This is a genomic window from Planococcus sp. 1R117A (assembly GCF_051417975.1).
Lineage (GTDB): Bacteria > Bacillota > Bacilli > Bacillales_A > Planococcaceae > Planococcus > Planococcus shenhongbingii.
The window spans coordinates 408,466-432,362 of record NZ_JBPRLO010000003.1; the positions used below are offsets into that span (position 1 = coordinate 408,466).

A 23,897-nucleotide genomic window follows, 5' to 3' on the forward strand; every position below is an offset into this window, starting at 1 on the left:
TATGGGAAAAAAGACAAAAATCGGACTCGCTGCGGTCGCTGTGGGCGCAGCTGCTTGGGCTGGCTCTAAAGCGCTGGTAAATCCTCAGATAAGACCGGGGAAAGAAGTTTTAGGCTACGACCACCCTATTGTCCTTGCTCACCGTGGCGGCGCCGCCATTGCTCCCGAGAATACGATGGCAGCATTTTCAAAATCTGCAGAACTTGGAGTCCATGGATTTGAAATCGATATCCGTTTAACAAAAGATGAGGAAATCCTTGTTTTTCACGACGAATACCTCGACCGGACAACAGATGGAGCCGGTCGTGTAGCAGAAATGACGCTTAACGACTTGCAGGAATTTGATTTAGGCTATCATTTTCTCGATCAATCGGGCAAACATTCTTACCGGGGCAAAGGCGAAAAAATCGTGTTGCTTCGTGAATTGCTCGAAGCGTTTCCAGAGATGTATATCAATATTGACATGAAAGACTCTCCTGAAACTTATGAAGGCAGCCTGGTTCCTTCTAAGTTATGGAGATTGATTGATTCGCTTGGAGTGCACAACCGAGTAGTGGTCACCAGTTTTTTTGATGAACAAATCGACCGTTTCAATCTATATGCCCAAAACCGAGTAGCGATCGGAGCAGGCCAAAATGAAGTGAAAAAAGCGTATACCGCTTACAACAGCCAATTTGGCCATTTGTATAATCCTCGTGCGGATGTTTTTCAAATTCCAGTCCGTTCATCAATGTTCAGGCTTGATTCGCCGCGATTTATGGCATTCTTATCAAATCTGAACATTCCTGTCCATTATTGGACGATCGATACTGCAGAAGAAATGAATGCTTTGATTGAAGCAGGCGCACAAGGCATTGTCACTGATCGCCCGGATATTGCGATTTCAGTCATCAGTGAATTGGAAAACCAAAAGCAATAAAAAAATGTGCAACGACATCGTTGCACATTTTTTCATAGGGTTTATTTAGGCTGAGCAGGAACAGCCGCCGCCTGTTCCGCAGCTTCCGCCGCAAGAAGAGTCCGAAGAAAAGAAAGGATTGCTTGAAGGTATTTTAACTGCTTCAGACACCGATCTTCCAATGATGAAACTGACTTGGTCCATTAGATCCTGAAGTTCGTTTTCAGCAAGCCGCAACGACGCTATTTGTTCATTCAGATCCAGGCGCCGTTTATCCACGCGGATCTGTTTCATCACCCGGCTGTATTCGGGATGGTATTTGCCAAACCTTTGAACTTCTTCGTATTGTTCTTTCAATCTTGTGAAGGCATAAATTTCTTCGGCAAGATTTTTATCATTATAAACAGCATGATAAGCTTTTTGGTATTGCTCAACCTGCTCTGATTGTAAAATCATTTCGCTTAACTCTTCTGCAGAGTCTGTGATTTGAACCCATTCATAGGTCATAAACATATTGTATTCCTCCTCTACGGTTTTATCATAGCAGAAATACTCCCAGTTTCATACATATTGAAAGGAATGGTTTAATGAAAAATCTATCTAAGCAATTTCAGCGCATTGTTGATAATAGCTCTTTAGAAGACTTGAAAATATTAGGAGATTTTCTTGAAAACTTTGAAAAAAAACAACACGGAGAGTTCAATACTTACTTGAGTGCCAGCTTGAACATGAAACGGGAGACAGATGAGAATTCCAGTGTTGTCAGTATACCGAATACTCCTTTTATCCACAACAATATCGACATCCCTCACGGAGGCATTTTAGCCGTATTGCTGGACACAGCTATGGGGACATTAGCAAACAGTAAATGCCCGGATGGATATTCCGCAGTCACTACCAATATAACGATCCACTACCTTTCAGTCTCTGTGGAAGAAATCATACAAGCAGATGCCAAGTTAATTAGACAAGGCAGCCACACGATGGTAGTGGAAGGAAATATCTTCCAGCAGGACGGCAAGCATATAGCAACAGCAACCGGCTCTTTTTTCATCGTTCCGAAAAAGCGCTGAATCCTTATTGCTGCTCACTATTTGACGATTCTTGCCTCAAAAAATTTTGAGTGTAGTATTTGCCGTACACCCCTACCCCTATCTGATTAAAGCGGCTGGACAATAAAGTTTCCCGATGGCTCGACGAGTTGATCCATCCATGAACAGCTTCAGCAGCATCAGAATACTGAGTCGCCGTATTCTCTGCCCCCTCTTCAAATACAATATTTGCAGCGGTCAAGCGTTCATCCAAACTCTTAAGTTCAATTTCTTCTTCAGAAGAAAAATTTTTCTTGGCTGTATTTTGACTGTGCTCTTTAGCCAACATGCTGACTGACGGGTTGACAGACAGCGGGTTTTTCTGATGGTGCAGCCGGTAAACATTGGTAAGGTCAATAATCTGTTTAGCATTCGCTTCATCGATAGACTGCTGCAGACTCGACGAAGGAGTGATAACCGGCAATAAATCGCCAGAAAACATCATATCGTACGGCTGATGCCTGATCAGTGTTTCTGCATCCATAAAGCGGACTGCTTCTAATGTCCGGTCTTCCTCATCTATATATAGTTGAGCATAAACTCCATCAAAGCTGATTAGGAGCCGTTTATTCACATCATCTGCACTAAGGCTGAAAGTATAAATGCTAGTTCCATACTTTACCGTTATCTCATTTTCGATAATCGTGAAGCGGTATAAATCATCCAACGTCTGCCCAATTTTATAAGGGGCAGCATTGGTTGCTGTACCTGCTGTATAAACCTGGACAATATTACCATCCTTAACCCCAGCCAATATATAATTGGAATAAGAAGCATCATAGACCCACCATTCATAGCCAAAAGCAGAAGGTTCGATGCGGGAAGGTTCACCGTAATCTACCAGCCAATCTTCAGCTGGATTTCCAATATAAGTGGAGAGCCCTTCTACAGGCCTTTCTACATCAAGCGGATTTTCCACTAAGTCTTGTGCAGGAAGAGGATCCTGGGTCTGCGGCGCTTCCAATATTTCATTTTCTTCGATGGAAGAATCAAAATAGAAAAATACGATTAGAATAATCGATAGAAAAATCATTATCCGCAATAGGTCTTTCAATCGAACAGCTCCTTTAAAGTCGTATTTAAACAATTATAACAGCCGTCTGTATTCTGACACAATCTAGCCATTGCAACAACTCGTTTTTTCATCTATTATTAAAGAAGCATTTAGTCAGTTTGATATCGAGGAGGAGATCCTATGTATTTTGAAAATACAGGACTAGAGAACATTCGGGTAGACTTTACTTTACTTGATGACATTATGAGCCGTCATGGCTTAACTAAAGAAGGCCAATGGGATTATGAGCGTGTTACATACGACCGCAAATTCATTGTTCGCGAAGGCACTTACTACTTGCGGGTATTTGGCTTTGCAGTAGCAGGCGACATTGACGCCGGCGATGCAGTAGTCAAATTGATGAAGCCTGTAGTAGGCAAACATTATTATCCACATGGTGTAGAATATGGAGAAGATGAGCATTTTCCGGAGCATTTAGTTAAATCATGCGCGGAAGTATTAAAAGCCATCAAAACAGAAATCGCCGCTTTTGAAATCAAAGCATAAAAGAACCGCAGTTCAAATTGAACTGCGGTTCTTTATTTGCTCAATGCCTGCTCTTGCCTGCTAATTCAATAGCATTAGATTTTGTTACTCATTTAACATTAGTGCTGCTTATGAGCGAGATTACCTTGCTTTGACGTCAGATTAGCATTGCCCTCTCTTGGCCGACTGTAGAATTTAAGGAAAATAAAAAAAGAACCTGAAAAGGTTCTTTTTTTATCCTCCAAGTATTGCTTTAAAGACAGACGTAGTGTGTCCGCCATCATAAATGACATAAAGCAAAAGGTAGACTATAACGCCTGTAATCGCTGTGAAAAACCAAATCACACTTGTGACTGGCCCAAACTTTCTGTGTTTCTCTAAACGGTTTTTCAGTCCAAGCCAAATCGTAATTAAGCCCATAACTCCGCCCGTAGTGGCCAGGCATATATGAAAGATCAGAAATACAGTGTAGATTAATTTATATTCATCCGGCCCTCCGAAAGCGGTATTACCGATAAATATGGTGCGGGACATGTAAATGATAAAGAAAGTTAACGCAGCAGCGCCTGCTCCCAGCATAACTTTTTTGTGTGCTTCAATATTGCGGCGGCGGATCAAATACCAGCCAATCGCCACAAGCACTGCACTTAATACGATGAAAAATGTACTGATTGTCGGTAATAGGGGCAAATTCATTTAATAGGATCTCCTTTAACTTCGTTAAGCATTATGTCTGTGAAAAGCCATTTTCTTTCTATCTTGCAGAGTTTTCGCTGTAATTTCATCAGCATTATCGTTTTCATTTTTCAGCCATTCATAGAAAACCATCCAAAGGAATGCAGAGAAAACCAGCTCCTGCAGTACTTTCATGGCAATGCCGCCAGTCCGCTGGTCTTCAACAGTGGACATGGTCGTAAATAGTTCTGGCCCCGATAAATTGAGCTGGGAAAGCGTTCCCATCGGAACACATAAAGCCATAGCCTGCAACCATGCTTCTCCGTCTGAATAAGTGGCGTAAAAAGGAGTGCTGCTGAAAATGATCAATGCACAAGCGGGAGTCATTAAAACGCTTAGCGCAAACAAATAACCGATTTTCTTCAAGCCATGGAATTTATGCGCGCCTTCCAAATTATTGACGACCGGCCACCAGTAGCACAGCGCTGAAACAAACAGTACAATATTGACTGCAGCATGAAGCAATGAACTTGATTTTACAAAATCAAAAACCATCGGGATATGGTAAAACGAAAATACCATTCCGAACAAAATCAAAGCCAGCATTGGCTTTGTAAAGAACATAAATAAGGGTTTAATAACCGGTAAGTCAATGAATTTTCTCCATAACCAAGTTGGAATACCCATAATGATCAATGGCGGCACAAGCAATAGCAAAAACGCCATCTGAACCATATGCATAGTAAAAATAATATGTCCCAATAAATCTGTTGGCGAACCTTTTATCACGTACAATAATGCTATTCCTGAAACAAACAGCATAGCTTCCTTCGTTTTTAGAGGCTCGCTATTTTTAAACTTGTGTCTCCATTTTACTGTTACTAAAAAATATAAGACCGTAATTAATACGAGAACTCCTAAGTAAACCGGACTCCATAATGCTTGAAACCCGAATATACTGATCGGCATGCCAGCATACCTCCTTTTTCTTAAGTACCCTCATTATATAGCGCCCCCGTTGGTATATCAATGAACGAACTATGACAATTGAGGAAAGAAAAACCTATCGCGCCTTGTTCCGCTCAACAAGTATTGGAACTTTACTAAAATAGCATTCTTTGCCGCCTCCAGCCAGCCCGAAACAATCGTGAAGGGCTCTAGCGATAAAATTGAACAAGAAGAGAAACAAGGGCCAGTCATTCATTTATAAGGCTGCCATTTCCTATTAGATGCAAAAACCCCGTTTGCCTTAAGGCAAACGGGGTTTTCATCTTATTACCACCAAACGATTGTCACTAATGCAAGAATCGTGATGAACGCTACAAACATTCCGCTGAACATAAAGAACGCGACCATGCCATGGCCTTTATTGCTCATATGCATAAAGTGATAAAGCTGAAGCACTACTTGAACAGCTGCCAATAACAGGATGATTGGCGTGATTAAGTAAGGTGAAAAATCAGCTGCTACTGCCGTAAATGAAATCAATGTCAAGAAGATCATGATTGCAAAAGACGTCAGATGATTGCGCATCTCTTTAGCTCGTTGGCGCCGTACGAATTCGTATTCTGCCCGTGATCTAACATGTGTCTGCGTATCGTGTGCCATATTAACCGATCACTCCCATCAAATAGACGACAGTAAAGATGAACACCCATACTACGTCGATAAAATGCCAGTATAATGCAGCAAGATAAAACTTAGGTGCATTGTATGTGTTTAATCCACGTTTTGAGTTGCGGATCATCAACGCAATGAACCATGATAGCCCGAATAAAACGTGGGCTCCGTGTGTTCCGACTAATGTATAAAATGCAGAACTGAAAGCACTATGCGTATAGCCGAAACCTAAATGGACATAATGATTAAACTCATAAATCTCTAATCCAAGGAAAGTTGCACCCAGTAAAACAGTTACCATGAGCCAAGCTTGCATCGCTTTAAAGTTATGGTTCTTCATATGGTACATTGCATAAACACTTGTCAAAGAAGACGTTAAAAGTATCATTGTCATCGCAAACACAAGTGGAAGTTCAAACAGTCCAGAAGCCGTAAAATCCATGCCGCTTGGCCCTTTATCTTTTAACGCCAAATAAGTAGCGAATAAAGATGCGAATGTTACAGTTTCAGCAGCCAGAAGAAGCCAGAAGCCGACGAACTTATTTTTACCTTCCATTGTTGCTGTTTCAGGATGATCCGGCCATGTTTGCGGGGTATATTTTTTATTTAGATCCATCTGTGCTACCCCCTTTAACATCTTTGATCAAATCTGCTTTAGAGATATGGAATCCAAGATCATCTTTCAATGAACGAAGCATCATAGAACCGAAAGTGATCACTAATCCTAGAATTAACACTGGAAGAGCCCAGGCTTTATCGCCATCAAGATGGTATAGCGCACCAAATGAAGCAACGAATAAGCCGAATGACATAATTACAGGAATAATGGAACCGTTCGGCATATGAATCTCTTCTAAAGGTTCAGCATAAATCATGCCTTCTTTGTTGCCTTCCATTTTCTCGATCCAGTACGTATCAAGTCCACGCACTAGAGGAGTTTGTGCAAAGTTATAGAATGGCGGTGGTGATGGAAGCGCCCACTCAAGTGTACGGCCATCTTCCCACGGGTCATTTCCAACACGTTCGTTTTTAATGCTAGTAATTACAACGTTGACCAGCATTATAATAACACCGATGGCCATGAACAAAGCACCTACAGAACTGATCGCGTTGAACAAGTCCCAGCCTTGATCAGATCCAAACGTGAAGACGCGGCGTGGCATACCCATTAAACCTAAGAAATGCTGGATAAAGAATGTTAAATGGAACCCGATAAAGAAGAACCAGAAAGTGATTTTACCCAACTTTTCGTTAAGCATTGTACCGAACATTTTCGGCCACCAAAGGTGTGTAGCTGCGAAAATCGCAAGTACAACCCCACCGACAATAACGTAATGGAAATGCGCAACGATAAAGTAGGAATCGTGTAGTTGATAATCCAAAGGAGCAATAGCCTGCATGACTCCTGTTACTCCACCTGCTACGAATGATGGGATAAATCCGATCGCATATAGCATTGGAGTTGTGAAAGTGATGCTGCCTCCCCAAATGGTCAATAGCCAGTTGAAGATTTTGACTCCTGTAGGAACTGCGATAATCATAGTCGCTAAGGCGAAAACTGCGTTAGCTGTAGGTCCTAAACCAACTGTAAACATATGGTGAGCCCAAACCATGAAACCATAGAAACCAATTAGGATTGTTGCAAACACTAGTGCCGTGTAACCGAACAAGCGCTTGCGTGAGAAAATCGCAAAGATTTCAGAGAAAATACCGAAAGCCGGTAAGATCAAAATGTATACTTCTGGGTGTCCAAAAATCCAGAACAAATGTTCCCAAATGATTGTATTTCCGCCTAAAGCTACATCAAAGAAATTAGCTCCAAACATGCGGTCAAATACCATAAAGAAAAGACCTACTGTTAATGGAGGGAACGCCAATAAAATTAAAGCTGAAGCTACAAAAGTCGTCCAAGTGAACAACGGCATTCTCATATAAGTCATGCCAGGAGCTCTCATATTGATGATGGTAACCAAGAAGTTAATACCTGAAATCAACGTACCGAAACCGGAAATCGTCAACCCGAGTGTATAAAAGTCAATACCATGGCCTTCCGATGCGAGCGCGAGCGACGCATAGTTCGTCCACCCTGCATCTGGTGCACCGCCCATGAACCATGAAAGATTCAGGAAGACTCCACCAAAGAAGAATAACCAGAATCCAAGTGAATTCAAGAACGGAAATGCTACGTCACGTGCGCCAATCTGCAAAGGCATGACAGCATTCATAAACGCAAGCAATATTGGCATCGCTGCCAAGAAAATCATCGTGGTCCCGTGCATCGTCAATACTTCGTTATATGTTCCAGCACTTAGGAAATCATTTCCGGCTTTCATCAACTGGATCCGGATCAACAACGCTTCTATACCACCGATCAGGAAGAATAATCCTCCTGAAGCGAGATAAAGATGTGCGATTTTTTTATGGTCTACTGTTGTCAAGTAGTCCCAAATGGCAGCACCTAAGCCCCTTTTCTGAGCAATAGAACTCACAGTGTAAACCTCCCTTTTTTAAGCTCCGATTCTTTTACTCTTCAACGGATAAAGACATTAAGTAAGCTGCAAGCGCATCAAGCTCTTGCTCTGTAAATGGTTTTCCGTCGTTCAAAGCCTCTGGATCAGGCATTAAGTTGCCCGGTTTGTATTGTTGTGGATCTGCAATCCATTTTTTAAGATTTTCTTCGTTATGTTCCATGAAACCAGCTACACGGTTGCGGTCTCCGAAAGTTGCTACGTTCGGTCCTTGCATAACGCCGCCTGCTCCTGAACCTGAAACTGCGTGGCAAGCGATACAGCCAGCGCCATCAGCTCCGAAAAGCTGTTCTCCTTCTTGTGCAAGTGCACCTTCAGCAGGAGTTGCTTCTTCTTGCATAGCCGTTACCCATGCATCAAAATCTGCACGTTCCATTGTTTTAACTTTGAAGTCCATCAACGCATGGGATGGTCCGCAAAGCTCCGCACACTTACCGTAAAAGACGCCGTCTTCCAGTTCAGAAGACTCTTGGTCAAATTCCAAGTAGAATGTGTTTACGTTTTCAGGGTTTGCATCCAATTTACCGCCAATGGATGGAATCCAGAAAGAGTGTTTTACATCCGCTGCAATCAAGTTAAAGTAAACTCTTTCATTTGTAGGAACGACTAATTCCTGAGCAGTAACAATTCCTTGCTCCGGATATTCGAATTCCCACCAGTACAATTTAGCTGTTACATTGACTGTCAAGTTGGTCATGCCTTCGCCTTCTTCAGCTTGAACATCCATTGAAGAAACATCCGCTAAATCGAATGTGGAATACACTGTTGGGACAGCAAGAATCAAAAGCAAAACGATTGGAATAGAAGTCCATAAAAATTCAAGTTTTGCGCTTCCTTCAACTTGCTCTGGGATAAGATCATCTCCCAGTTTAGAACGTCTGAACTTAACAATTGCCAAAATAAAAATAATTGTTACAACAATAATGACAAAGGCCATTACTATAGTAGACAAAATCAATAGATTGAATTGATCTTGAGCTACTTTACCGGCTGGTATTAATGTAGAGATTTCTGCTCTACCACACCCTGCAAGAAAGACGACTAGTGCAGTCATCAACGCGAAAAGGCGCCATTTTTTGAGCCCTTTAATCATAGCTTTTCATACCCCGCTCTCATTTTTAAAATTTTTCTGCAATGTTGGAAACTAGACAAAGACGGCAAAAATAATCATCGACACAAATAAGATGGTCATATAATTCAGTGAGTAGATGAACATTGTCTTTGCCCATTTCAAATCATCTTTTACATTAAACCCGCGAATGGCAAGTACCAGCCAGCCGATATTGAGCAATGTAGCCAAGATGATGAAGCTTATTCCGAGATCCATTAACAGGAATGGCAGAGGGAACAGCAGCAAAATCCATGCAAGCATAGATTTCTTTGTGCGGTGGAAGCCTTTTACCACTGGAAGCATTGGAATGCCCGCTGCACGATATTCTTCAGTGCGCTTCATAGCCAGTGCATAAAAATGTGGCGGCTGCCAAATAAACATAATCAAGAACAATGCCCATGCACCTGAACCAAGCGCAGGCTCAACCGCTGCCCAACCGATTAGCGGCGGGATTGCTCCCGATATGCTCCCTACTATTGTATTGCTGACGTGTCTTCTCTTGGACCACATGGAATAGAGGACTACATAAGCCAAGATTCCTGCGATTCCTAAAACGCCAGCAGAAACAGATGCAGAGAACAATAATATTTCGCCTATAACCATGAAACTCAAAGCGAGTGCTAAGACAGCAGACGGTTTAAATCTTCCTGTTACAGTTGGACGCGCCCTCTTACTCGCCATCAATGGATCGATATCTGTGTCTATGTAGTTATTCATCGCAGCTGAACCAGCTATGATAAATGCAGAACCGACCAACGTATAGACGAGGATGTCCAATTCCTGCAGGAAATGCCTGTCGGAAAACTGGAACGCTAACCACAATCCTGTAAACACGGTTATTAAATTAGAATTCACAATTCCGATTTTAATTAACGCGAGAAAGTCTTTCAGGAATGTGGCCGTTTCCGCAGTTTCATGAGTTTCCGCAGACAAAGACCGGCTGTTTGACATATAACCCCCTCCTTTCAAAGTTGTAAGCATATTCCGCTAACCATTACTATATCTAAATTCCAGCCTTTTTTCTACTTCAAACTGAAATTTCCCGATAAAAGCGTTGATTTTCATGTAATTTGTCTCAGATATATGCTCTTTCAATCATACATGAGTAGTCTCGTTATTTTAAGATAGAAAAAAATTTGTTTTTGAACAGTTTGTGAAGCTCATTGGATTATGTCTAAATCTTGAAAGTTTCCGCTATTCCTCATTTTCCGTTGTGTTTTGTTGTGACTTTCGATATTATCGAGTATGCAGGCAACGGACGTTTAAGAAAGTTTCAACAAGAAAAAGTGGGTGACATTCTTGCATCAAAGTAAATATATAAAATGGTTTGCAGTAGCAGCAACCGTCGGAATGCTTTTAATCCTGCTTGGCGGCGCTCTTGTCACCAAAACAGACAGCGGTATGGGCTGTGGCCGATCGTGGCCAAGCTGCAATGGTGAATTGATTCCTGATGATATCACTGCTGAAGTCCTTATTGAATTCTCACATCGGCTTGTAACAGGATCGGTCGGCATTTTAATCGTAATTTTAGCTGTATGGGCTTGGATAAAATATGGCCATATCCGTGAGACTAAATTTTTAGCTTTCATGGCGGTCTTTTTTTTAATTCTTCAAGCATTGATCGGTGCTGCCCAAGTGTTATGGGGACAAGGTGACTTTATACTTGCGCTTCACTTCGGAATTTCCCTCATTTCTTTTGCATCAGTATTATTATTGACTCTGCTTGTTTTTGAAGTAGACCGGAAATTTGACGCTGACCGACTCGTAATCGGCAAAAAATTAAAAGTGCATACCATTGGAGTAACTTTATATTCCTATATCGTGGTTTATACTGGAGCACTTGTGCGCCACACGGAGTCCAGCTTAATCTGTGCAGATTGGCCGCTGTGCCGGAATGACCAATTCGCTCTCCCGAATAATATGTATGAATGGGTTCAAATGGGACACCGTGCAGCTGCCGGACTGATTGTTATCTGGCTTGCTTACATTGCGTGGCACGCTTTCAAAAATTATAAAGAACAGCGCGTCATTTATTGGGGTTGGATTATTGCCTTTATCATCGTACTGCTCCAGGCTACAACCGGGATGCTGGTGGTCTTGACTAAATTGAATTTAGCTGTCGCACTTCTTCATTCTCTGCTTATTTCTCTGTTATTCGGATTACTGTGTTACATGATCTTGCTCGTATCACGCAGCAGTTTCAGCAATAAATAGAAAAAACAGCCGGCGCATAATGCGCCGGCTGTTTTTTTATATTCTTTCCATTTCTATCAAGAGGTCTCCAGTGGATATTCCTTCATTGGCACCTACATGTATTTCTTTAACTATGCCATTGAACGGCGCTTGCACTGTTGTTTCCATTTTCATCGCTTCTGTAACTAATAAATGTTCTCCGCGCTGTACTTTAGCACCCACTTCGGCTACTACTTTCAGTACAGTTCCCGGCATAGTTGCAGCAATATGCGATTCGTTTTTCAGATCTGCTTTTGGTCTTGCCAAAGCATCCGCTTCAACGGTCATGTCTTGGATATTCACTTCACGCGGCTGGCCATTCAGCTCAAAGTAAATTGTTCGATGGCCATCCTTCTGAGGTTCCCCGATCGACACCATTTTAATCATCAGCGTTTTTCCTTTTTCAATTTCCACTTCTATTTCTTCACCAAGTCTCATTCCATATAGGAATGTCAAGGTATCTAGAACTGAGACATTGCCAAATTGCTGATTGGTAGCGGTGTACTCTTCAAATACTTTCGGATACAGCGCGTATGCTAAAATTTCCTGGCTTGTCACCGGCCGTTCCAATTTTTCGAATAAAGTTTTCTTGATTTCATCAAAATCTGCAGGCTCTAATAACTCTCCAGGCCGGACAGTAATTGGTTGGCGTCCTTTTAATACTACCTTTTGAAGTTCTTCAGGGAAGCCGCCGTGCGGTTGTCCAATATATCCTTCAAAGAATTCGATCACGGATTCAGGGAAGTCAATTGTTTGCCCGCGCGTAATGACGGTTTGCTCGTCCAAATCATTTTGCACCATGAACAACGCCATGTCCCCTACAACTTTGGATGAAGGCGTTACTTTCACGACATCTCCAAATAACAGGTTAACGCGAGAATACATATTTTTTACTTCTTCCCAGCGCAAACCTAAACCTACTGCTTTGGCTTGCTGCTGCAAGTTGCTGTACTGGCCGCCCGGCATCTCATGGACATAAATTTCAGAATGCGGACTGTTCATGCCACTTTCAAAATCGCTGTAGTATTTGCGGACATCTTCCCAGTAATGTGACAATTTTTCAATGGACTCGATATCCGTTCTAACTTCCCGGTTGCTTCCTTTCATTGCGTAATACAGGGAGTTGGCACTCGGTTGGGAAGTTAATCCCGCCATCGTCCCTATAGCCGTGTCCACTATGTCTACGCCTGCCTCAATGGCCTTAGCATACAAGTAAATGCCATTGCCGCTCGTATCATGGGTATGAAGGTGAATAGGAAGTGATACCGTATCTTTCAACTCTGAAACTAACCGGTATGCAGCTTCAGGCTTCAATAATCCGGCCATATCTTTAATCGCTAGAATATGAGCTCCTGAAGCCTCTAATTCTTTTGCCATTTGCTTATAGTAATTGACCGTGTATTTATCCCGGCTCGGATCTAAAATATCCCCCGTATAACAAATAGCCGCCTCTGCCACTTTTCCGCTCTGGCGGACTTCATCTATTGCCACTTCCATGCCTTTGATCCAGTTTAAACTGTCGAAAATCCGGAATACATCAATTCCAGCGTCCGCTGATTTACGGACAAATTCACGGATTACATTGTCCGGGTAATTCTTATAGCCGACAGCATTAGCGCCGCGGAAAAGCATCTGGAACAAAACATTCGGAACTTGTTCACGAAGCTTGATTAACCGCTGCCAAGGATCTTCTTTTAAGAAACGGTAGGATACGTCGAAAGTTGCGCCGCCCCACATTTCCATAGAGAACAAATCCGGCTGAAGACGGGCAGTCTCGTTTGCAATGGCGAACATATCATGTGAACGAACGCGTGTTGCCAATAAAGACTGATGGGCATCGCGAAGAGTAGTATCAGTCAACAATACTTCTTTTTGGTCATGAATCCATTTAGCCAGACCTTCTGGGCCGTGCTGATCCAAAATTTGCTTCGTCCCGCTTGGTGCTGGAGCAGTCAAATCCACTTTCGGTATTCTCGGCGCTGCATGGATCGGTTTCTTTTTCTTTTCAATTCCCGGGAATCCGTTAACCGTTATATTTCCGATATACGTTAATAATTTTGTACCTCGGTCTTTGCGTACTGGGAAAATGAACAATTCAGGTGTTGAATCGATAAAGCTCGTATCGAATTCGCCATTGATGAAGTTTTTATGGCGGACAACATTCTCTAAAAATGGAATATTCGTTTTAATCCCGCGAATCCGGAATTCTTGAAGATTTCGGTCCATTTTTGCAGCAGCTTCTTTAAACGTATTGCCCCATGTTGAAACTTTTACTAAAAGCGAGTCATAAAAAGGTGTTATAACTGCTCCTTGGAAACCATTGCCGGCATCCAAGCGCACTCCGAAACCGCCTCCAGAACGGTAAACCATAAGCTTTCCTGTATCTGGCATGAAATCGTTTAAAGGATCTTCTGTTGTAACCCGTGACTGGATGGCAAAGCCGTTTAACGGAATGTCCTCTTGTGCTGGAATCCCGATTTCTTCGCTATGTACAGCGTGGCCTTGAGCGATTTTAATTTGGGCATGGACAATATCGATGCCTGTTACCATCTCAGTGATTGTATGTTCAACTTGGATCCGAGGGTTGACTTCAATAAAATAAAACTCATTATTTGCGACTAAGAATTCTACAGTACCGGCATTTATGTAATTTATATTTTTCATAAGTTTAACTGCCGCATCACAAATCTGATTTCTCAGTTCATTGCTGATTGAATTCGATGGCGCAATTTCCACTACTTTCTGGTGCCGCCGCTGTATCGAACAGTCCCGCTCATAAAGGTGGATAACATTTCCTTCCAAATCTCCAAGGATTTGCACTTCAATATGTTTTGGTTTGTCCACAAATTTTTCAACATACATTTCGTCTGATCCGAAAGCGGCTTTTGCTTCGGATTTTGCGCGTTCATACGCCGAGGCCAGTTCTTCTTCTGTTCTGACAATGCGCATTCCGCGCCCGCCTCCGCCAAGTGATGCTTTGATCATTAACGGGAAACCAGCTGTTTTGCTGAATTCTTCAACTTCCTGCAATGATTCAACAGGTCCGTCAGTTCCTGGAATGACCGGGATATTAGCAGCGATGGCTTGATCCCGCGCTTTCACTTTATCGCCGAACATGTCTAGATGCTGGGAAGTGGGTCCGATAAAGATAATCCCTTCTTCTTCGCAGCGACGGGCGAAATGGACGTTTTCAGATAAAAAACCGTAACCTGGATGAATGGCGTCTACCCCAGAATCTTTCGCAATGCGTATGATGTCTTCAATGTCCAAATACGCATCAATCGGCTTTTTGCCTTTGCCGACCAGATAAGATTCATCCGCTTTATAGCGGTGATAGGAACCACTGTCTTCCTGTGAATAAATTGCAACCGTCGGAATTTTCAGTTCTGTACAAGCGCGGAAAACCCTAATTGCGATTTCTCCGCGGTTTGCCACTAAAATTTTGCTAATCGTTTTCACACCGCAGCACACCCTTTACTTTTTCGATTTTTCGAATTTGTGGAACATGGAAACATTCATCAATACTCCCATAGCTAACGATAACAAAATTATTGACGTTCCGCCATAGCTTATAAATGGCAATGTAACTCCTGTTAACGGAATAATTCCACTCAATCCCCCTAAATTCACGAAAGATTGTATCCCAATCATGCTCGAAACACCTGTCGCAAGCATACGGGCTAGAGGATCGTTTGTAGTCATCGCAATCGAAAGACCACGCAATACGATGAAAGCTAACCCTCCAAGAACAAAGAGTACGCCCAATACACCCAGTTCTTCCGCTATGACAGACATGATGAAATCTGTATGCGGTTCTGGAAGATAACCCAGTTTTTGAATCGATTGCCCTAGACCTAACCCGCTGAGGCCACCGGAGCCGATTGCAAGGTAGCCATTGACAATTTGCAGCCCGAATCCCAGTTCATCCGAAAAAGGGTTAAAAAAGGCATCCAGTCGCCCTAGGCGCTTTTCAGTAAAAATCATATCCGATGCAAAAAGCATGATCGGAACTATAAAAACAGCACAAGCGGCTATGACCCAGCCGGCCACCTTGGCGAAAAACTTAAAGCTGATGCCGCTTGCCGCCATGACCGACAAGCCGACAGCGCCGATGATCATCATCGATCCTAAATCCGGCTCGAAGAAAACGGAAAGCAGAACTAAAGTCAGGATAATAACAGGCGGCGCAATGGATTCATTTAATTTATTGATATTGCCTTTTTTATATTTATTGGAGAAGACACCGGCTAAATAGAAAATAATCCCAACTTTGGCGACTTCTGACGGCTGTATATTGACAAAACCGATGTCAATCCAGCTTCTGGCACCTCCTGCTTCGTATCCAATCAGATGGACTAGCAGCAGACCCAAAAAGACAACAGCTAGCACGGTCATCATCATCCATTTCTTGCCGAAATGTTTATAAGGGAAAACAGCGGCAATTGCAAACACTGGAAATGCCAAAGATAAATTGATCAATTGCTGTATGTAAAAACGGTCAGGTTCATCGTCGTAGTAATTTACTGACCAGGCCATGCTCGCACTGTATATCATAACCAAGCCGAACACTGCTAAAGCGATATAAACAAAAAATAAGGGGTAATCAAAGTGCTTAACGTATCTTTTAATGTACTGTTTCATTTTTATACCTCGATTTAGTAGATTAGTAAAAAAACTCAAACAAAGATCGTTTGAGTTTTTAGTCATTTATTTGTATACGCTTCATGTAAAATAGAAAGTTTCTTTTCCAGCGTATCCATTAAATTTTTTCCAGTTTCACGTTCGATTAACCCAAGCTTTACAGCAAAATCGATTTCACGTGAAAGCCCGAACATTTGTGTATCGAGCACTTCTTCATATAAAGGGCAAGAAGGCAAAGTCAAATTGTCCATTTGGACTTTGATCAATTGCTCAATTTTTTCTGCATCCGCTTTGAGGAGTTCCAAAGCTTTCACTTGGTAAGTTTGTTCTTCTGTATGTTCCATGAGGACTCCCCCATTTATTGATTTTTATCCCGCTTCGACGGCCAGTAAGATTGCCACTTATTCAAGCGGGAAATCCACTGACCGTAAAAGTCCGATTAGATCAACTAACAATCAGCAGGGATGAAAAACCCCACTGATTGAAGTTTCTCTTACCTCTATTAGCCTGTTTAAAGTGTATCTTCAATGAGATAAAAATGCAAGCTCTACACAGGCTAGAATTAATCCCTTTAGCAATTTGCCTGAAAAAGGTATACTGAAAGAAGATCGATTATTTGATGGAGGGTTTGTAATGGAATTTATTGTACCATTTAAAGGCAAAGTGAAATTTAAAATTGTTTTAGATCCAACTGTTTGGATTTTTGATGACCGCAGAATAGATTTAGAAACTTACTTTTCGGAAGACCGTATAGTCGTTGACGAAACAGAAGAATATAAACGCGGCATGGGTGAACATTGGTCACGGGAAATCATGGAAGGCGCCACCGTTCCCCAAACTCTCAAAACAGAAAAAAGGTACAACCGGAAAGAAAAAAACGAAATGATTACCGGTACTTTCGGAATCCTGTTTGCACCTTTCCTAAAAAATGCAGAACCCGATGAAGATGCGGCGACAGTCATATTTGAAACTGCTCACGGTGAATTCGCGTTTCCAATTAACGAAGCAAAAGAACTGATTTTTAAATTCAGTGAAAAAGGAAAACCCTTAAAAGAAAACGGTCCAGTCCATATTTTACATAATGATGGATCTAATCAGGAAAATCCAATTACTGATGTTTTAGCCATCCGAGTCGAATAGGAGTGAACAGCTATGCGCGTACAATGTGTTATCTGCGACACCATCGAAGAACTGGTTGACGATACACTCGAAGCAAAAAGATTGCGGAACCGGCCGATTCATACCCATATGTGCAAAGCTTGCCACGATCGAATTACGGAACGTACGAAAGAAAGACTCGCAACTGGATCTTTCCGTTTTTATAGAAGCTCCCGCAGAATTGAGGACGACTTCTGATGAAGCTGCTAAAAGGCATATGGATCGGTTTTTGGAGCGGATTGCTTTTGGGGGTTTTACTGAAATGGATTCAGTCGGTTACAGGTGAACAAGTTTATACGCTTTTACTGAATGTAGATTTTCTTCCCTTGATTGGCAACGTCGACTGGTCGGAGCCCGTTGAATTCGCATTCCACCTGGCTATATCTTTGCTGATCAGCATTGTTTATGTCTATCTTGCTAAACGGAGGGCCTATACATTTGGCCAGCTGGTTTTGTTCAGCCTCGCCATGTGCATACCATTTTTCCTGCTTTATTTTCCGCTAGCTGCGTTTGCAGTGCGTGAAGACGTGCCTGCAGTAACCGATGCCGGCGCTATCATTTATTGGATGTTTGCGCATTTGACTTATGCCTTAGCATTGCCGATTCTATATAAAACATTTGAACGAAAAAACGCTGCATCTCAATGAGATGCAGCGTTTTCGCGTTTTTCGCGCCATAAGCGGATTTTATACAGTATCAGGATAAGTGCGGCAATGACCAAACCTTCTACAACCGGCAGGAAGAAAGCTAAAAATGTTAGCCCCAGGCCGCCGACAAGAAGGAATAATCCGATAACCGCGTTTTTTCCAAATGATAATTTTTTTGCAAAACCCAATTTATAGACAAATGCCGACAATAGGAAGATGACGGCAAAGAGCGCGTATCCCGCTATTGTATAGTTCGGCAGATTTTCATATAAGACTCGAGCTACGGGATACATACTGTCATAGACAAAAGCTTGTTCGTCGCCCACAGATTATACACCCTTCCTAAATTGATTATTCTTCAATTGCAACTTTCTTTTTCTTAGCCATGCGTTCGCGTTCGTTTTTATCAAGAATTTTCTTGCGCAAACGGATGGTCTGCGGAGTAATTTCGCAATACTCATCGTCGTTCAAGTATTCAAGCGCTTCTTCCAGACTCATTAAACGGGCTTTTTTCATTGTCGTCGTTTGGTCTTTGTTTGCTGAACGGATGTTTGTAGCAGCTTTGATTTTTACGATGTTTACAGTCAAATCGCTGTCGCGGTTATGCTCGCCAACAATCATGCCTTCGTAGATTTCAGCGCCTACTTCAACAAAAGCAGTTCCGCGGTCTTCGATGCCCATAAGGCCGTAAGTTGAAACTTTTCCGCGCTCCATGGAAACCAATACACCTTGACGGCGTCCGCCTACGCGACCTGCTGCAACTGGCTGATAGCTGTCAAATGTGTGGTTGATAATCCCGTAACCACGAGTTTGTGTCAAGAATTCAGTTGTGTAACCAATCAAGCCACGAGCCGGTACGTTAAACACGAGGCGGACTTGTCCGCTTCCGTTGTTGACCATATCCAGCATTTCGCCTTTGCGCTCACCTAAAGATTCAATGATTGCGCCTGTATATTCTTCAGGAACATCAACTTGCACGCGTTCAACCGGTTCGCAGCGAACGCCGTCAACCATACGGACGATGACTTCAGGTTTGGATACTTGAAGTTCGAATCCTTCACGGCGCATGTTCTCGATCAAGATTGACAAATGCAATTCTCCGCGTCCGGAAACAACCCACGCATCCGGTGAATCCGTGTTTTCTACACGCAGGGATACATCTGTCTGCAATTGTGCATCCAAACGTTCCTGAATTTTTCTGGAAGTGATCCATTTGCCTTCTTTACCGGCAAACGGGCTATTGTTTACTAAGAAAGTCATTTGCAATGTCGGTTCGTCAATGCGAAGAACAGGCAATGCTTCTTGATGGTCAGCCGGACAAACCGTCTCACCAACGTTGATGTCTTCCATACCAGAGATGGCAATCAAATCGCCAGCTTCAGCTTTTTGGATTTCTACGCGTTTAAGCCCCATGAAACCATGGATCTTTGTAACGCGGAAGTTTTTAACTGAACCGTCAAGCTTCATTAAAGCAACAGATTGTCCAACTTCGATAGTTCCGCGGAATACCCGGCCAATCCCGATACGACCTACATAGTCGCTGTAGTCAAGAAGCGCTACCTGGAATTGAAGTGGCTCATCTCTGTTATCGATTGGTGCTGGTACGTGTTCCAAGATTGCATCATAAACAACCTGCATGTTTTCTTCTTGATCTGCAGGATCAGATGAAAGACTCGCAGTACCGTTCATGCCTGATGCGAAAATAACTGGGAATTCAAGTTGATCGTCATTTGCTTCCAGTTCAATGAACAATTCGATGACTTCGTCAACCACTTCTTCCGGACGAGCGAAATCGCGGTCAATTTTGTTTACAACAACGATTGGTTTCAAGTTTTGTTCCAATGCTTTTTTCAATACAAAACGCGTTTGTGGCATACAGCCTTCGTAAGCATCTACTACAAGCAAAACACCATCTACCATTTTCATGATACGTTCAACTTCTCCACCAAAATCGGCGTGTCCAGGAGTATCTAAAATGTTGATTTTAGCGTCTTTATATTGAATCGCAGTGTTTTTAGCAAGAATTGTAATTCCGCGTTCTCTTTCGATATCACCAGAGTCCATTGCACGTTCATCAACGTGCTCGTTTGAACGGAAAGTTCCGGATTGCTGAAGAAGCTGATCCACTAAGGTTGTTTTACCATGGTCAACGTGGGCAATAATCGCAATGTTTCTTAAATCGTTTCGTAAGTTAGTCATACTTTCACTCCAATATTCTTTTTTCATGTCCATAACTGTGTTAGTATAGCACATATGGGGAGAAAACCCTAAGACTTTATTTCGAGCAAACAGTGCAGGAGGAAAAAATTTTGAAAAACATAAAATGGATTTTCGTCTTTTATTCACTGGCGGCACTTTTATCAATGGCTGGCATTGGAATCGCAGTTGGCTTGCGCAGTATCCCAGGCATTCTTCTCGCCATTTTGCTTCTTTGCCTGATCATGGGAATGGGCTTTAAAAAGAAAAAAGAAATGCGGGAAGCCGGTATACTTTAATGATGGATAAAGAGGATGCGACGTGTCGCATCCTCTTTTATTTTAACCGAATATAGTCAGATAGCATACGATTGTGTATCGAAGGATTAGCCGCGATAAAAGTATCTTGTTTAAGCAAGTTTGCTGGTTCTCCTGTAAAAGTCGTTGTTACCGCACCCACTTCGCCTGCTATGACGGCGCCTCCGGCAATATCCCAAGGTGAGAGCCTCATCGATACGTATGCGTCTATGCGCCCGCTCGCTAAAAATGCCAGCTCAAGTGCTGCAGAACCATACGAACGTGTTCCACGGACAGCCCGTACTAGACCGATTGCCGCTTCATGGTCGATATATTTATTTGGCGCTAGCCAAGAGGCATTGATTGCTACGATTGATTCCTCAATTGAAGTTGCAGCCAGTGATTTCAGCTTTTCATCATTATAATATGCCCCTCCGCCTTCAACCGCATGGTATAAATCATCATTTACGACATCATATATGTATCCAAGTTTCCCTTTTCCATCTTCATAAACTCCAAGGGAAATCGCAAAGTTTCGTTTTTGATGAACGAAATTCATCGTGCCGTCAATTGGATCAAGCATCCAAATAACACCTGACAAATCGTCGATTGCATCTCCAAACCCTTCCTCGCCGAAAATCCGGTGGCCAGGATAATCCCGTCTTATCCGTTCAATGAAAAATTGTTCAATTTCTTTGTCAATATTTGTAACTAAATCATTTGCATCGGATTTTGTCTCAATTGTAATATCACTGATAAAAGAATTCCGGATTTTGTGCCCTGCTTCTTTGATCATTGACTTTATGTACCGGTCCATTGCATGCAGCTCCATGTTTTCCGCCTCCTTGTTTCTATCCATTATAACGAAAAAGGCACCTACTGTCTTATCCCAGTAGGTGCCTCTATGTGATAGTTTTGTCAGAACGCATGAAGTGCCTCCAGTTCTACATATATTTCATGAAGCCGTTTTTTGCTTTTATCCGCTTCACGGCCATCTTTTTGCTGCATGGCGTCAAACAAAGAAGCAAGTTCATAGTCCAGTTCAAGTTTCAATACATTGATATATTCTTTCTCTATCTCTGCTTTGCGAATGATTTGAATCATCTGTTTCATAATAAGCACCCCTTCCTCTTCGCATTTCGATAATTCAGATAATTATAAATATAATTGCTATAAAAATCAATACCCAATGGCGATTAGAAAAAACTTATTTATATTCTTTCTTCCCAAACTTCGCTAAAATGAAACCTGTGAAATAGATTAAGGAGGAAATTAAATTGACATCTTTTTGGACCGAACAAGATTTTGAAGTATTTGAAACTCCAGGGCTGAAAGAGCGCATGGAATTGTTGGCGGAACGCGTCCGTCCCAAATTTGAGGAACTGGGCAAATTCTATTCTTCATTTTTCTCTGCAGTGACTGGAGATGAATTTTTCCCTCACGTCGCCAAACATATGCGGCGCACAGTAAATCCCCCAAATGACAGCTGGGTTGCTTTTGCTCCATATAAAAGAGGCTATAAAGCAGTTCCCCATTTTCAAATCGGATTGTGGAACAGCCATGTTTTTATCATTTTAGCGGTAATCTACGAAGCTCCAGGAAAAAGCGCCATGGCCCAAAACTTATTAGATGAAGATGCCCTTGCTGCATTGCCTGCTGATTTCATGGTGTCCGGCGACCATATGAAACCGGAAGCGACACCACTCGAAGAAATGTCAGGCGATGAGTTCAACAAACTGATTATACGCCTGCGCGATGTTAAAAAAGGTGAATTGGTCATTGGGCGGCATCTTCCAAAAGAACAGGCAATCAATCTTACTGAAGAAGATTTCAAAGAATTTGCAGAAGAAACATTCGCGGCTCTCTTGCCGATTTATAAAACGCTCTTACAGAAAGAAAAAATGCCACAGCGATAAGCTGTGGCATTTTTAAATGCTGAAATTTGAAGTGAAACTGTTTTTATTTCTTTTGAACGCTAATTAAATCATTATCGTTTCTAGCTTTCATTTCTTTGATCACCGGAAAACTTGCATAGCCGCTTTCTTCTTCAAATTCCCGGAAATACGTTTTTTCTTCAGCAATAGATGGCACGATTTCTTTAAAGCGGCGATATCGGAACATCATGTCTTCCCTTCTGATGCCTTTCTCATACGCCAATTCAATTCCTTCAAAAAATGTCACTACATCAATTATTTCGTCTGTTGTCCAGTCGATTGAAAACGGATAAGAATAATCCATTATTCATCCCTACTTTCATGGTGTAATTGCCCATCTTGTCCGGATTTCGACCGCTTCCTTGACCATCCGGTCCATCAGCTCCTGAACAGTTGGCACATCTTTGATCAAGCCTGTCACTTGGCCCGCCCATCCAAATCCTTCGGTTAAATTCCCATCATAAATATATCTTTTGTTCGCAGTACCGCTGACGTAATCACGCAATGCTTCATAGCTCGGGGTAACCGCTTCAATTTCCAGGATTTTATTGGTCCAGCTATTTTTGAGGGTACGGGCCGGAGCGCCGATGCTTTTCTTAATTATAACCGTATCGCTTTCATTGCTGTCAACTAAGGCCTTTTTATATTCCTCTGAAGCATGGACGCATTCTTTGGTCGCAATAAAGCGGGTGCCCATTTCAATGCCTTCTGCTCCCAGAGCATGTGCGGCCATCCAGCCTCTTCCATCCCCGATGCCCCCTGAAGCAATAACCGGAATGGAAACAGCATCAACCACTTGGGGAATCAGCACCATCGTGCCAATATCATCTCTCCCCAAATGCCCGCCGCCTTCGTGGCCGACTACCATCACTGCATCCGCGCCCAGCTCTTCCGCTTTTTGGGCTTGTCGTCTGGCCGCAACGAGCACCAGTTTTTTGATGGGCGTTCCTTTTAATTGATCGAAAATCGGCGTCGGATTTCCTCCGGTCATGGATACTACGGGGACATTTTCTTGAATAGCTACTTCAAGCATGTGCGAGAACGGCCGGCCATGTTCGCCGATTGCGAAATTGACGCCAAAAGGCTGATCTGTCAATTTCCGTACTTTACGTATTTCTTCTCTAAGCAACTCCGGAGACGACAAGCTCATCGCCGTAATTTGACCCAGTCCTCCTGCATTGGAAACAGCTGCCGCAAGCTCTGCATATGCCAGATATGCCAATCCTCCCTGCACGATTGGCAGGCGTGTCCCTAATAATTCAGTTATTCTTGTAGTAAAATTCATGTGTATGATTCCCTCCCCTTTATTTCCTCTTATTCGATAGAACAT

At 42.5% G+C, this 23,897-nt stretch carries 27 protein-coding genes; 9 read left to right on the top strand and 18 right to left on the bottom strand.

The window, feature by feature from the left end:
• The first annotated feature begins 1 nt into the window (after nt 1).
• The gene (locus ACSFXN_RS11785; protein WP_437150301.1) at nt 2-919 is read left to right on the top strand and encodes a glycerophosphodiester phosphodiesterase; all 918 of its coding nucleotides are present in this window, start codon (nt 2-4) and stop codon (nt 917-919) included.
• A 45-nt stretch (nt 920-964) separates the two neighbouring features.
• Here ACSFXN_RS11785 and ACSFXN_RS11790 read toward each other — a convergent pair whose 3' ends face one another.
• Nucleotides 965-1,411 carry a YlbF family regulator gene (locus ACSFXN_RS11790; protein ID WP_301854721.1) on the bottom strand — a complete coding sequence of 149 codons (447 nt, stop codon included), beginning with the start codon at nt 1,409-1,411 and terminating at the stop codon, nt 965-967.
• A gap of 74 nt (nt 1,412-1,485) precedes the next feature.
• Here ACSFXN_RS11790 and ACSFXN_RS11795 point away from each other — a divergent pair, with 74 nt between their 5' ends.
• Entirely contained in the window at nt 1,486-1,971 is a 486-nt protein-coding gene (locus tag ACSFXN_RS11795; protein WP_300989697.1) for a PaaI family thioesterase, read from the top strand.
• A 4-nt stretch (nt 1,972-1,975) separates the two neighbouring features.
• Here ACSFXN_RS11795 and ACSFXN_RS11800 read toward each other — a convergent pair whose 3' ends face one another.
• Complete coding sequence (locus ACSFXN_RS11800; RefSeq protein ID WP_437150302.1) at nt 1,976-3,043, bottom strand: CAP domain-containing protein; 1,068 nt, start codon at nt 3,041-3,043, stop codon at nt 1,976-1,978.
• A 141-nt stretch (nt 3,044-3,184) separates the two neighbouring features.
• On the opposite strand from ACSFXN_RS11800, the gene ACSFXN_RS11805 reads away from it, so the two are divergent.
• Nucleotides 3,185-3,550, top strand: coding sequence for a YugN family protein (locus ACSFXN_RS11805; RefSeq protein ID WP_300989699.1), 366 nt, complete (start codon nt 3,185-3,187; stop codon nt 3,548-3,550).
• 213 nt (nt 3,551-3,763) lie between these two features.
• On the opposite strand, the gene ACSFXN_RS11810 is transcribed toward ACSFXN_RS11805, so the two are convergent.
• From ACSFXN_RS11810 to cyoE, 7 genes are all read right to left on the bottom strand, one after another.
• Nucleotides 3,764-4,225, bottom strand: a complete 462-nt coding sequence (locus ACSFXN_RS11810) for a DUF420 domain-containing protein (RefSeq protein WP_437150303.1) — start codon at nt 4,223-4,225, stop codon at nt 3,764-3,766.
• A gap of 24 nt (nt 4,226-4,249) precedes the next feature.
• On the bottom strand, nt 4,250-5,173 hold the full coding sequence (gene ctaG / locus ACSFXN_RS11815) for a cytochrome c oxidase assembly factor CtaG (RefSeq protein WP_437150304.1): 924 nt from the start codon (nt 5,171-5,173) through the stop codon (nt 4,250-4,252).
• Between the two features lie 306 nt (nt 5,174-5,479).
• Nucleotides 5,480-5,812 carry a cytochrome c oxidase subunit IVB gene (ctaF, locus tag ACSFXN_RS11820; RefSeq protein ID WP_437150305.1) on the bottom strand — a complete coding sequence of 111 codons (333 nt, stop codon included), beginning with the start codon at nt 5,810-5,812 and terminating at the stop codon, nt 5,480-5,482.
• 1 nt (nt 5,813) lies between these two features.
• Complete coding sequence (locus tag ACSFXN_RS11825; protein ID WP_437150306.1) at nt 5,814-6,440, bottom strand: cytochrome (ubi)quinol oxidase subunit III; 627 nt, start codon at nt 6,438-6,440, stop codon at nt 5,814-5,816.
• The gene (ctaD, locus tag ACSFXN_RS11830; protein ID WP_437150307.1) at nt 6,427-8,313 is read right to left on the bottom strand and encodes a cytochrome c oxidase subunit I; all 1,887 of its coding nucleotides are present in this window, start codon (nt 8,311-8,313) and stop codon (nt 6,427-6,429) included. The genes ACSFXN_RS11825 and ctaD overlap by 14 nt, the downstream gene beginning before the upstream one ends.
• A gap of 34 nt (nt 8,314-8,347) precedes the next feature.
• Nucleotides 8,348-9,445 (bottom strand): cytochrome c oxidase subunit II, encoded by a 1,098-nt coding sequence (gene coxB, locus ACSFXN_RS11835; RefSeq protein ID WP_437150308.1) that lies wholly within the window; start codon nt 9,443-9,445, stop codon nt 8,348-8,350.
• A gap of 51 nt (nt 9,446-9,496) precedes the next feature.
• Nucleotides 9,497-10,414 (bottom strand): heme o synthase, encoded by a 918-nt coding sequence (cyoE, locus tag ACSFXN_RS11840; protein ID WP_437150309.1) that lies wholly within the window; start codon nt 10,412-10,414, stop codon nt 9,497-9,499.
• A 399-nt stretch (nt 10,415-10,813) separates the two neighbouring features.
• Here cyoE and ACSFXN_RS11845 point away from each other — a divergent pair, with 399 nt between their 5' ends.
• Nucleotides 10,814-11,677, top strand: a complete 864-nt coding sequence (locus tag ACSFXN_RS11845; RefSeq protein ID WP_437150476.1) for a COX15/CtaA family protein — start codon at nt 10,814-10,816, stop codon at nt 11,675-11,677.
• A gap of 36 nt (nt 11,678-11,713) precedes the next feature.
• Here the strand turns inward: ACSFXN_RS11845 and pyc are convergent, their stop codons facing one another.
• From pyc to ACSFXN_RS11860, 3 genes are all read right to left on the bottom strand, one after another.
• The gene (gene pyc, locus ACSFXN_RS11850) at nt 11,714-15,154 is read right to left on the bottom strand and encodes a pyruvate carboxylase (protein WP_437150310.1); all 3,441 of its coding nucleotides are present in this window, start codon (nt 15,152-15,154) and stop codon (nt 11,714-11,716) included.
• A 15-nt stretch (nt 15,155-15,169) separates the two neighbouring features.
• A complete protein-coding gene (locus ACSFXN_RS11855) occupies nt 15,170-16,336 on the bottom strand; it encodes an FtsW/RodA/SpoVE family cell cycle protein (protein WP_437150312.1) in 1,167 nt (388 codons plus the stop codon).
• A gap of 62 nt (nt 16,337-16,398) precedes the next feature.
• Nucleotides 16,399-16,680: a YlaN family protein gene (locus ACSFXN_RS11860; protein WP_300989710.1), complete on the bottom strand. Its 282-nt coding sequence runs from the start codon at nt 16,678-16,680 to the stop codon at nt 16,399-16,401.
• Between the two features lie 289 nt (nt 16,681-16,969).
• Here ACSFXN_RS11860 and ACSFXN_RS11865 point away from each other — a divergent pair, with 289 nt between their 5' ends.
• From ACSFXN_RS11865 to ACSFXN_RS11875, 3 genes are read left to right on the top strand one after another with little or no spacing between them, the layout of a single operon-like run.
• Nucleotides 16,970-17,476: a peptidyl-prolyl cis-trans isomerase gene (locus ACSFXN_RS11865; RefSeq protein WP_437150313.1), complete on the top strand. Its 507-nt coding sequence runs from the start codon at nt 16,970-16,972 to the stop codon at nt 17,474-17,476.
• 12 nt (nt 17,477-17,488) lie between these two features.
• Complete coding sequence (locus ACSFXN_RS11870; protein ID WP_437150314.1) at nt 17,489-17,692, top strand: YlaI family protein; 204 nt, start codon at nt 17,489-17,491, stop codon at nt 17,690-17,692.
• On the top strand, nt 17,692-18,141 hold the full coding sequence (locus tag ACSFXN_RS11875; protein ID WP_437150315.1) for a hypothetical protein: 450 nt from the start codon (nt 17,692-17,694) through the stop codon (nt 18,139-18,141). Before ACSFXN_RS11870 ends, ACSFXN_RS11875 begins: the two co-directional genes overlap by 1 nt.
• On the opposite strand, the gene ACSFXN_RS11880 is transcribed toward ACSFXN_RS11875, so the two are convergent.
• Both ACSFXN_RS11880 and typA read right to left on the bottom strand, forming a co-directional pair.
• Nucleotides 18,135-18,434 carry a YlaH-like family protein gene (locus ACSFXN_RS11880; RefSeq protein WP_437150477.1) on the bottom strand — a complete coding sequence of 100 codons (300 nt, stop codon included), beginning with the start codon at nt 18,432-18,434 and terminating at the stop codon, nt 18,135-18,137. The two genes, ACSFXN_RS11875 and ACSFXN_RS11880, sit on opposite strands and share 7 nt — an antisense overlap.
• 58 nt (nt 18,435-18,492) lie before the next feature.
• Entirely contained in the window at nt 18,493-20,340 is a 1,848-nt protein-coding gene (gene typA, locus ACSFXN_RS11885; RefSeq protein WP_437150316.1) for a translational GTPase TypA, read from the bottom strand.
• Nucleotides 20,341-20,450: 110 nt separating this feature from the next.
• Between typA and ACSFXN_RS11890 the strand changes: the two genes are divergently transcribed.
• Nucleotides 20,451-20,636 carry a YlaF family protein gene (locus ACSFXN_RS11890; protein WP_301854727.1) on the top strand — a complete coding sequence of 62 codons (186 nt, stop codon included), beginning with the start codon at nt 20,451-20,453 and terminating at the stop codon, nt 20,634-20,636.
• Nucleotides 20,637-20,673: 37 nt separating this feature from the next.
• On the opposite strand, the gene ACSFXN_RS11895 is transcribed toward ACSFXN_RS11890, so the two are convergent.
• On the bottom strand, nt 20,674-21,465 hold the full coding sequence (locus ACSFXN_RS11895) for an inositol monophosphatase family protein (RefSeq protein WP_437150317.1): 792 nt from the start codon (nt 21,463-21,465) through the stop codon (nt 20,674-20,676).
• Nucleotides 21,466-21,551: 86 nt separating this feature from the next.
• Nucleotides 21,552-21,746 (bottom strand): hypothetical protein, encoded by a 195-nt coding sequence (locus ACSFXN_RS11900; RefSeq protein ID WP_437150318.1) that lies wholly within the window; start codon nt 21,744-21,746, stop codon nt 21,552-21,554.
• Between the two features lie 164 nt (nt 21,747-21,910).
• On the opposite strand from ACSFXN_RS11900, the gene ACSFXN_RS11905 reads away from it, so the two are divergent.
• On the top strand, nt 21,911-22,549 hold the full coding sequence (locus tag ACSFXN_RS11905) for a YktB family protein (protein WP_437150319.1): 639 nt from the start codon (nt 21,911-21,913) through the stop codon (nt 22,547-22,549).
• A gap of 43 nt (nt 22,550-22,592) precedes the next feature.
• On the opposite strand, the gene ACSFXN_RS11910 is transcribed toward ACSFXN_RS11905, so the two are convergent.
• Both ACSFXN_RS11910 and ACSFXN_RS11915 read right to left on the bottom strand, forming a co-directional pair.
• Complete coding sequence (locus ACSFXN_RS11910) at nt 22,593-22,871, bottom strand: UPF0223 family protein (RefSeq protein ID WP_437150320.1); 279 nt, start codon at nt 22,869-22,871, stop codon at nt 22,593-22,595.
• Between the two features lie 15 nt (nt 22,872-22,886).
• Nucleotides 22,887-23,852 (bottom strand): NAD(P)H-dependent flavin oxidoreductase, encoded by a 966-nt coding sequence (locus tag ACSFXN_RS11915; protein WP_437150321.1) that lies wholly within the window; start codon nt 23,850-23,852, stop codon nt 22,887-22,889.
• Nucleotides 23,853-23,897: the final 45 nt, after the last annotated feature.

Excerpts from the sequence above, each read along its gene's own strand:
- ACSFXN_RS11785 (WP_437150301.1), top strand. The coding sequence starts at position 2 with ATGGGAAAAAAGACAAAAATCGGACTCGCTGCGGTCGCTGTGGGCGCA.
- ACSFXN_RS11790 (WP_301854721.1), bottom strand. The coding sequence starts at position 1,411 with ATGTTTATGACCTATGAATGGGTTCAAATCACAGACTCTGCAGAAGAG.
- ACSFXN_RS11795 (WP_300989697.1), top strand. The coding sequence starts at position 1,486 with ATGAAAAATCTATCTAAGCAATTTCAGCGCATTGTTGATAATAGCTCT.
- ACSFXN_RS11805 (WP_300989699.1), top strand. The coding sequence starts at position 3,185 with ATGTATTTTGAAAATACAGGACTAGAGAACATTCGGGTAGACTTTACT.
- ACSFXN_RS11810 (WP_437150303.1), bottom strand. The coding sequence starts at position 4,225 with ATGAATTTGCCCCTATTACCGACAATCAGTACATTTTTCATCGTATTA.
- ctaG (WP_437150304.1), bottom strand. The coding sequence starts at position 5,173 with ATGCCGATCAGTATATTCGGGTTTCAAGCATTATGGAGTCCGGTTTAC.
- ctaF (WP_437150305.1), bottom strand. The coding sequence starts at position 5,812 with ATGGCACACGATACGCAGACACATGTTAGATCACGGGCAGAATACGAA.
- ACSFXN_RS11825 (WP_437150306.1), bottom strand. The coding sequence starts at position 6,440 with ATGGATCTAAATAAAAAATATACCCCGCAAACATGGCCGGATCATCCT.
- coxB (WP_437150308.1), bottom strand. The coding sequence starts at position 9,445 with ATGATTAAAGGGCTCAAAAAATGGCGCCTTTTCGCGTTGATGACTGCA.
- cyoE (WP_437150309.1), bottom strand. The coding sequence starts at position 10,414 with ATGTCAAACAGCCGGTCTTTGTCTGCGGAAACTCATGAAACTGCGGAA.
- ACSFXN_RS11845 (WP_437150476.1), top strand. The coding sequence starts at position 10,814 with ATGCTTTTAATCCTGCTTGGCGGCGCTCTTGTCACCAAAACAGACAGC.
- ACSFXN_RS11855 (WP_437150312.1), bottom strand. The coding sequence starts at position 16,336 with ATGAAACAGTACATTAAAAGATACGTTAAGCACTTTGATTACCCCTTA.
- ACSFXN_RS11860 (WP_300989710.1), bottom strand. The coding sequence starts at position 16,680 with ATGGAACATACAGAAGAACAAACTTACCAAGTGAAAGCTTTGGAACTC.
- ACSFXN_RS11865 (WP_437150313.1), top strand. The coding sequence starts at position 16,970 with ATGGAATTTATTGTACCATTTAAAGGCAAAGTGAAATTTAAAATTGTT.
- ACSFXN_RS11870 (WP_437150314.1), top strand. The coding sequence starts at position 17,489 with ATGCGCGTACAATGTGTTATCTGCGACACCATCGAAGAACTGGTTGAC.
- ACSFXN_RS11875 (WP_437150315.1), top strand. The coding sequence starts at position 17,692 with ATGAAGCTGCTAAAAGGCATATGGATCGGTTTTTGGAGCGGATTGCTT.
- ACSFXN_RS11880 (WP_437150477.1), bottom strand. The coding sequence starts at position 18,434 with ATGTATCCCGTAGCTCGAGTCTTATATGAAAATCTGCCGAACTATACA.
- typA (WP_437150316.1), bottom strand. The coding sequence starts at position 20,340 with ATGACTAACTTACGAAACGATTTAAGAAACATTGCGATTATTGCCCAC.
- ACSFXN_RS11895 (WP_437150317.1), bottom strand. The coding sequence starts at position 21,465 with ATGGAGCTGCATGCAATGGACCGGTACATAAAGTCAATGATCAAAGAA.
- ACSFXN_RS11900 (WP_437150318.1), bottom strand. The coding sequence starts at position 21,746 with ATGAAACAGATGATTCAAATCATTCGCAAAGCAGAGATAGAGAAAGAA.
- ACSFXN_RS11910 (WP_437150320.1), bottom strand. The coding sequence starts at position 22,871 with ATGGATTATTCTTATCCGTTTTCAATCGACTGGACAACAGACGAAATA.
- ACSFXN_RS11915 (WP_437150321.1), bottom strand. The coding sequence starts at position 23,852 with ATGAATTTTACTACAAGAATAACTGAATTATTAGGGACACGCCTGCCA.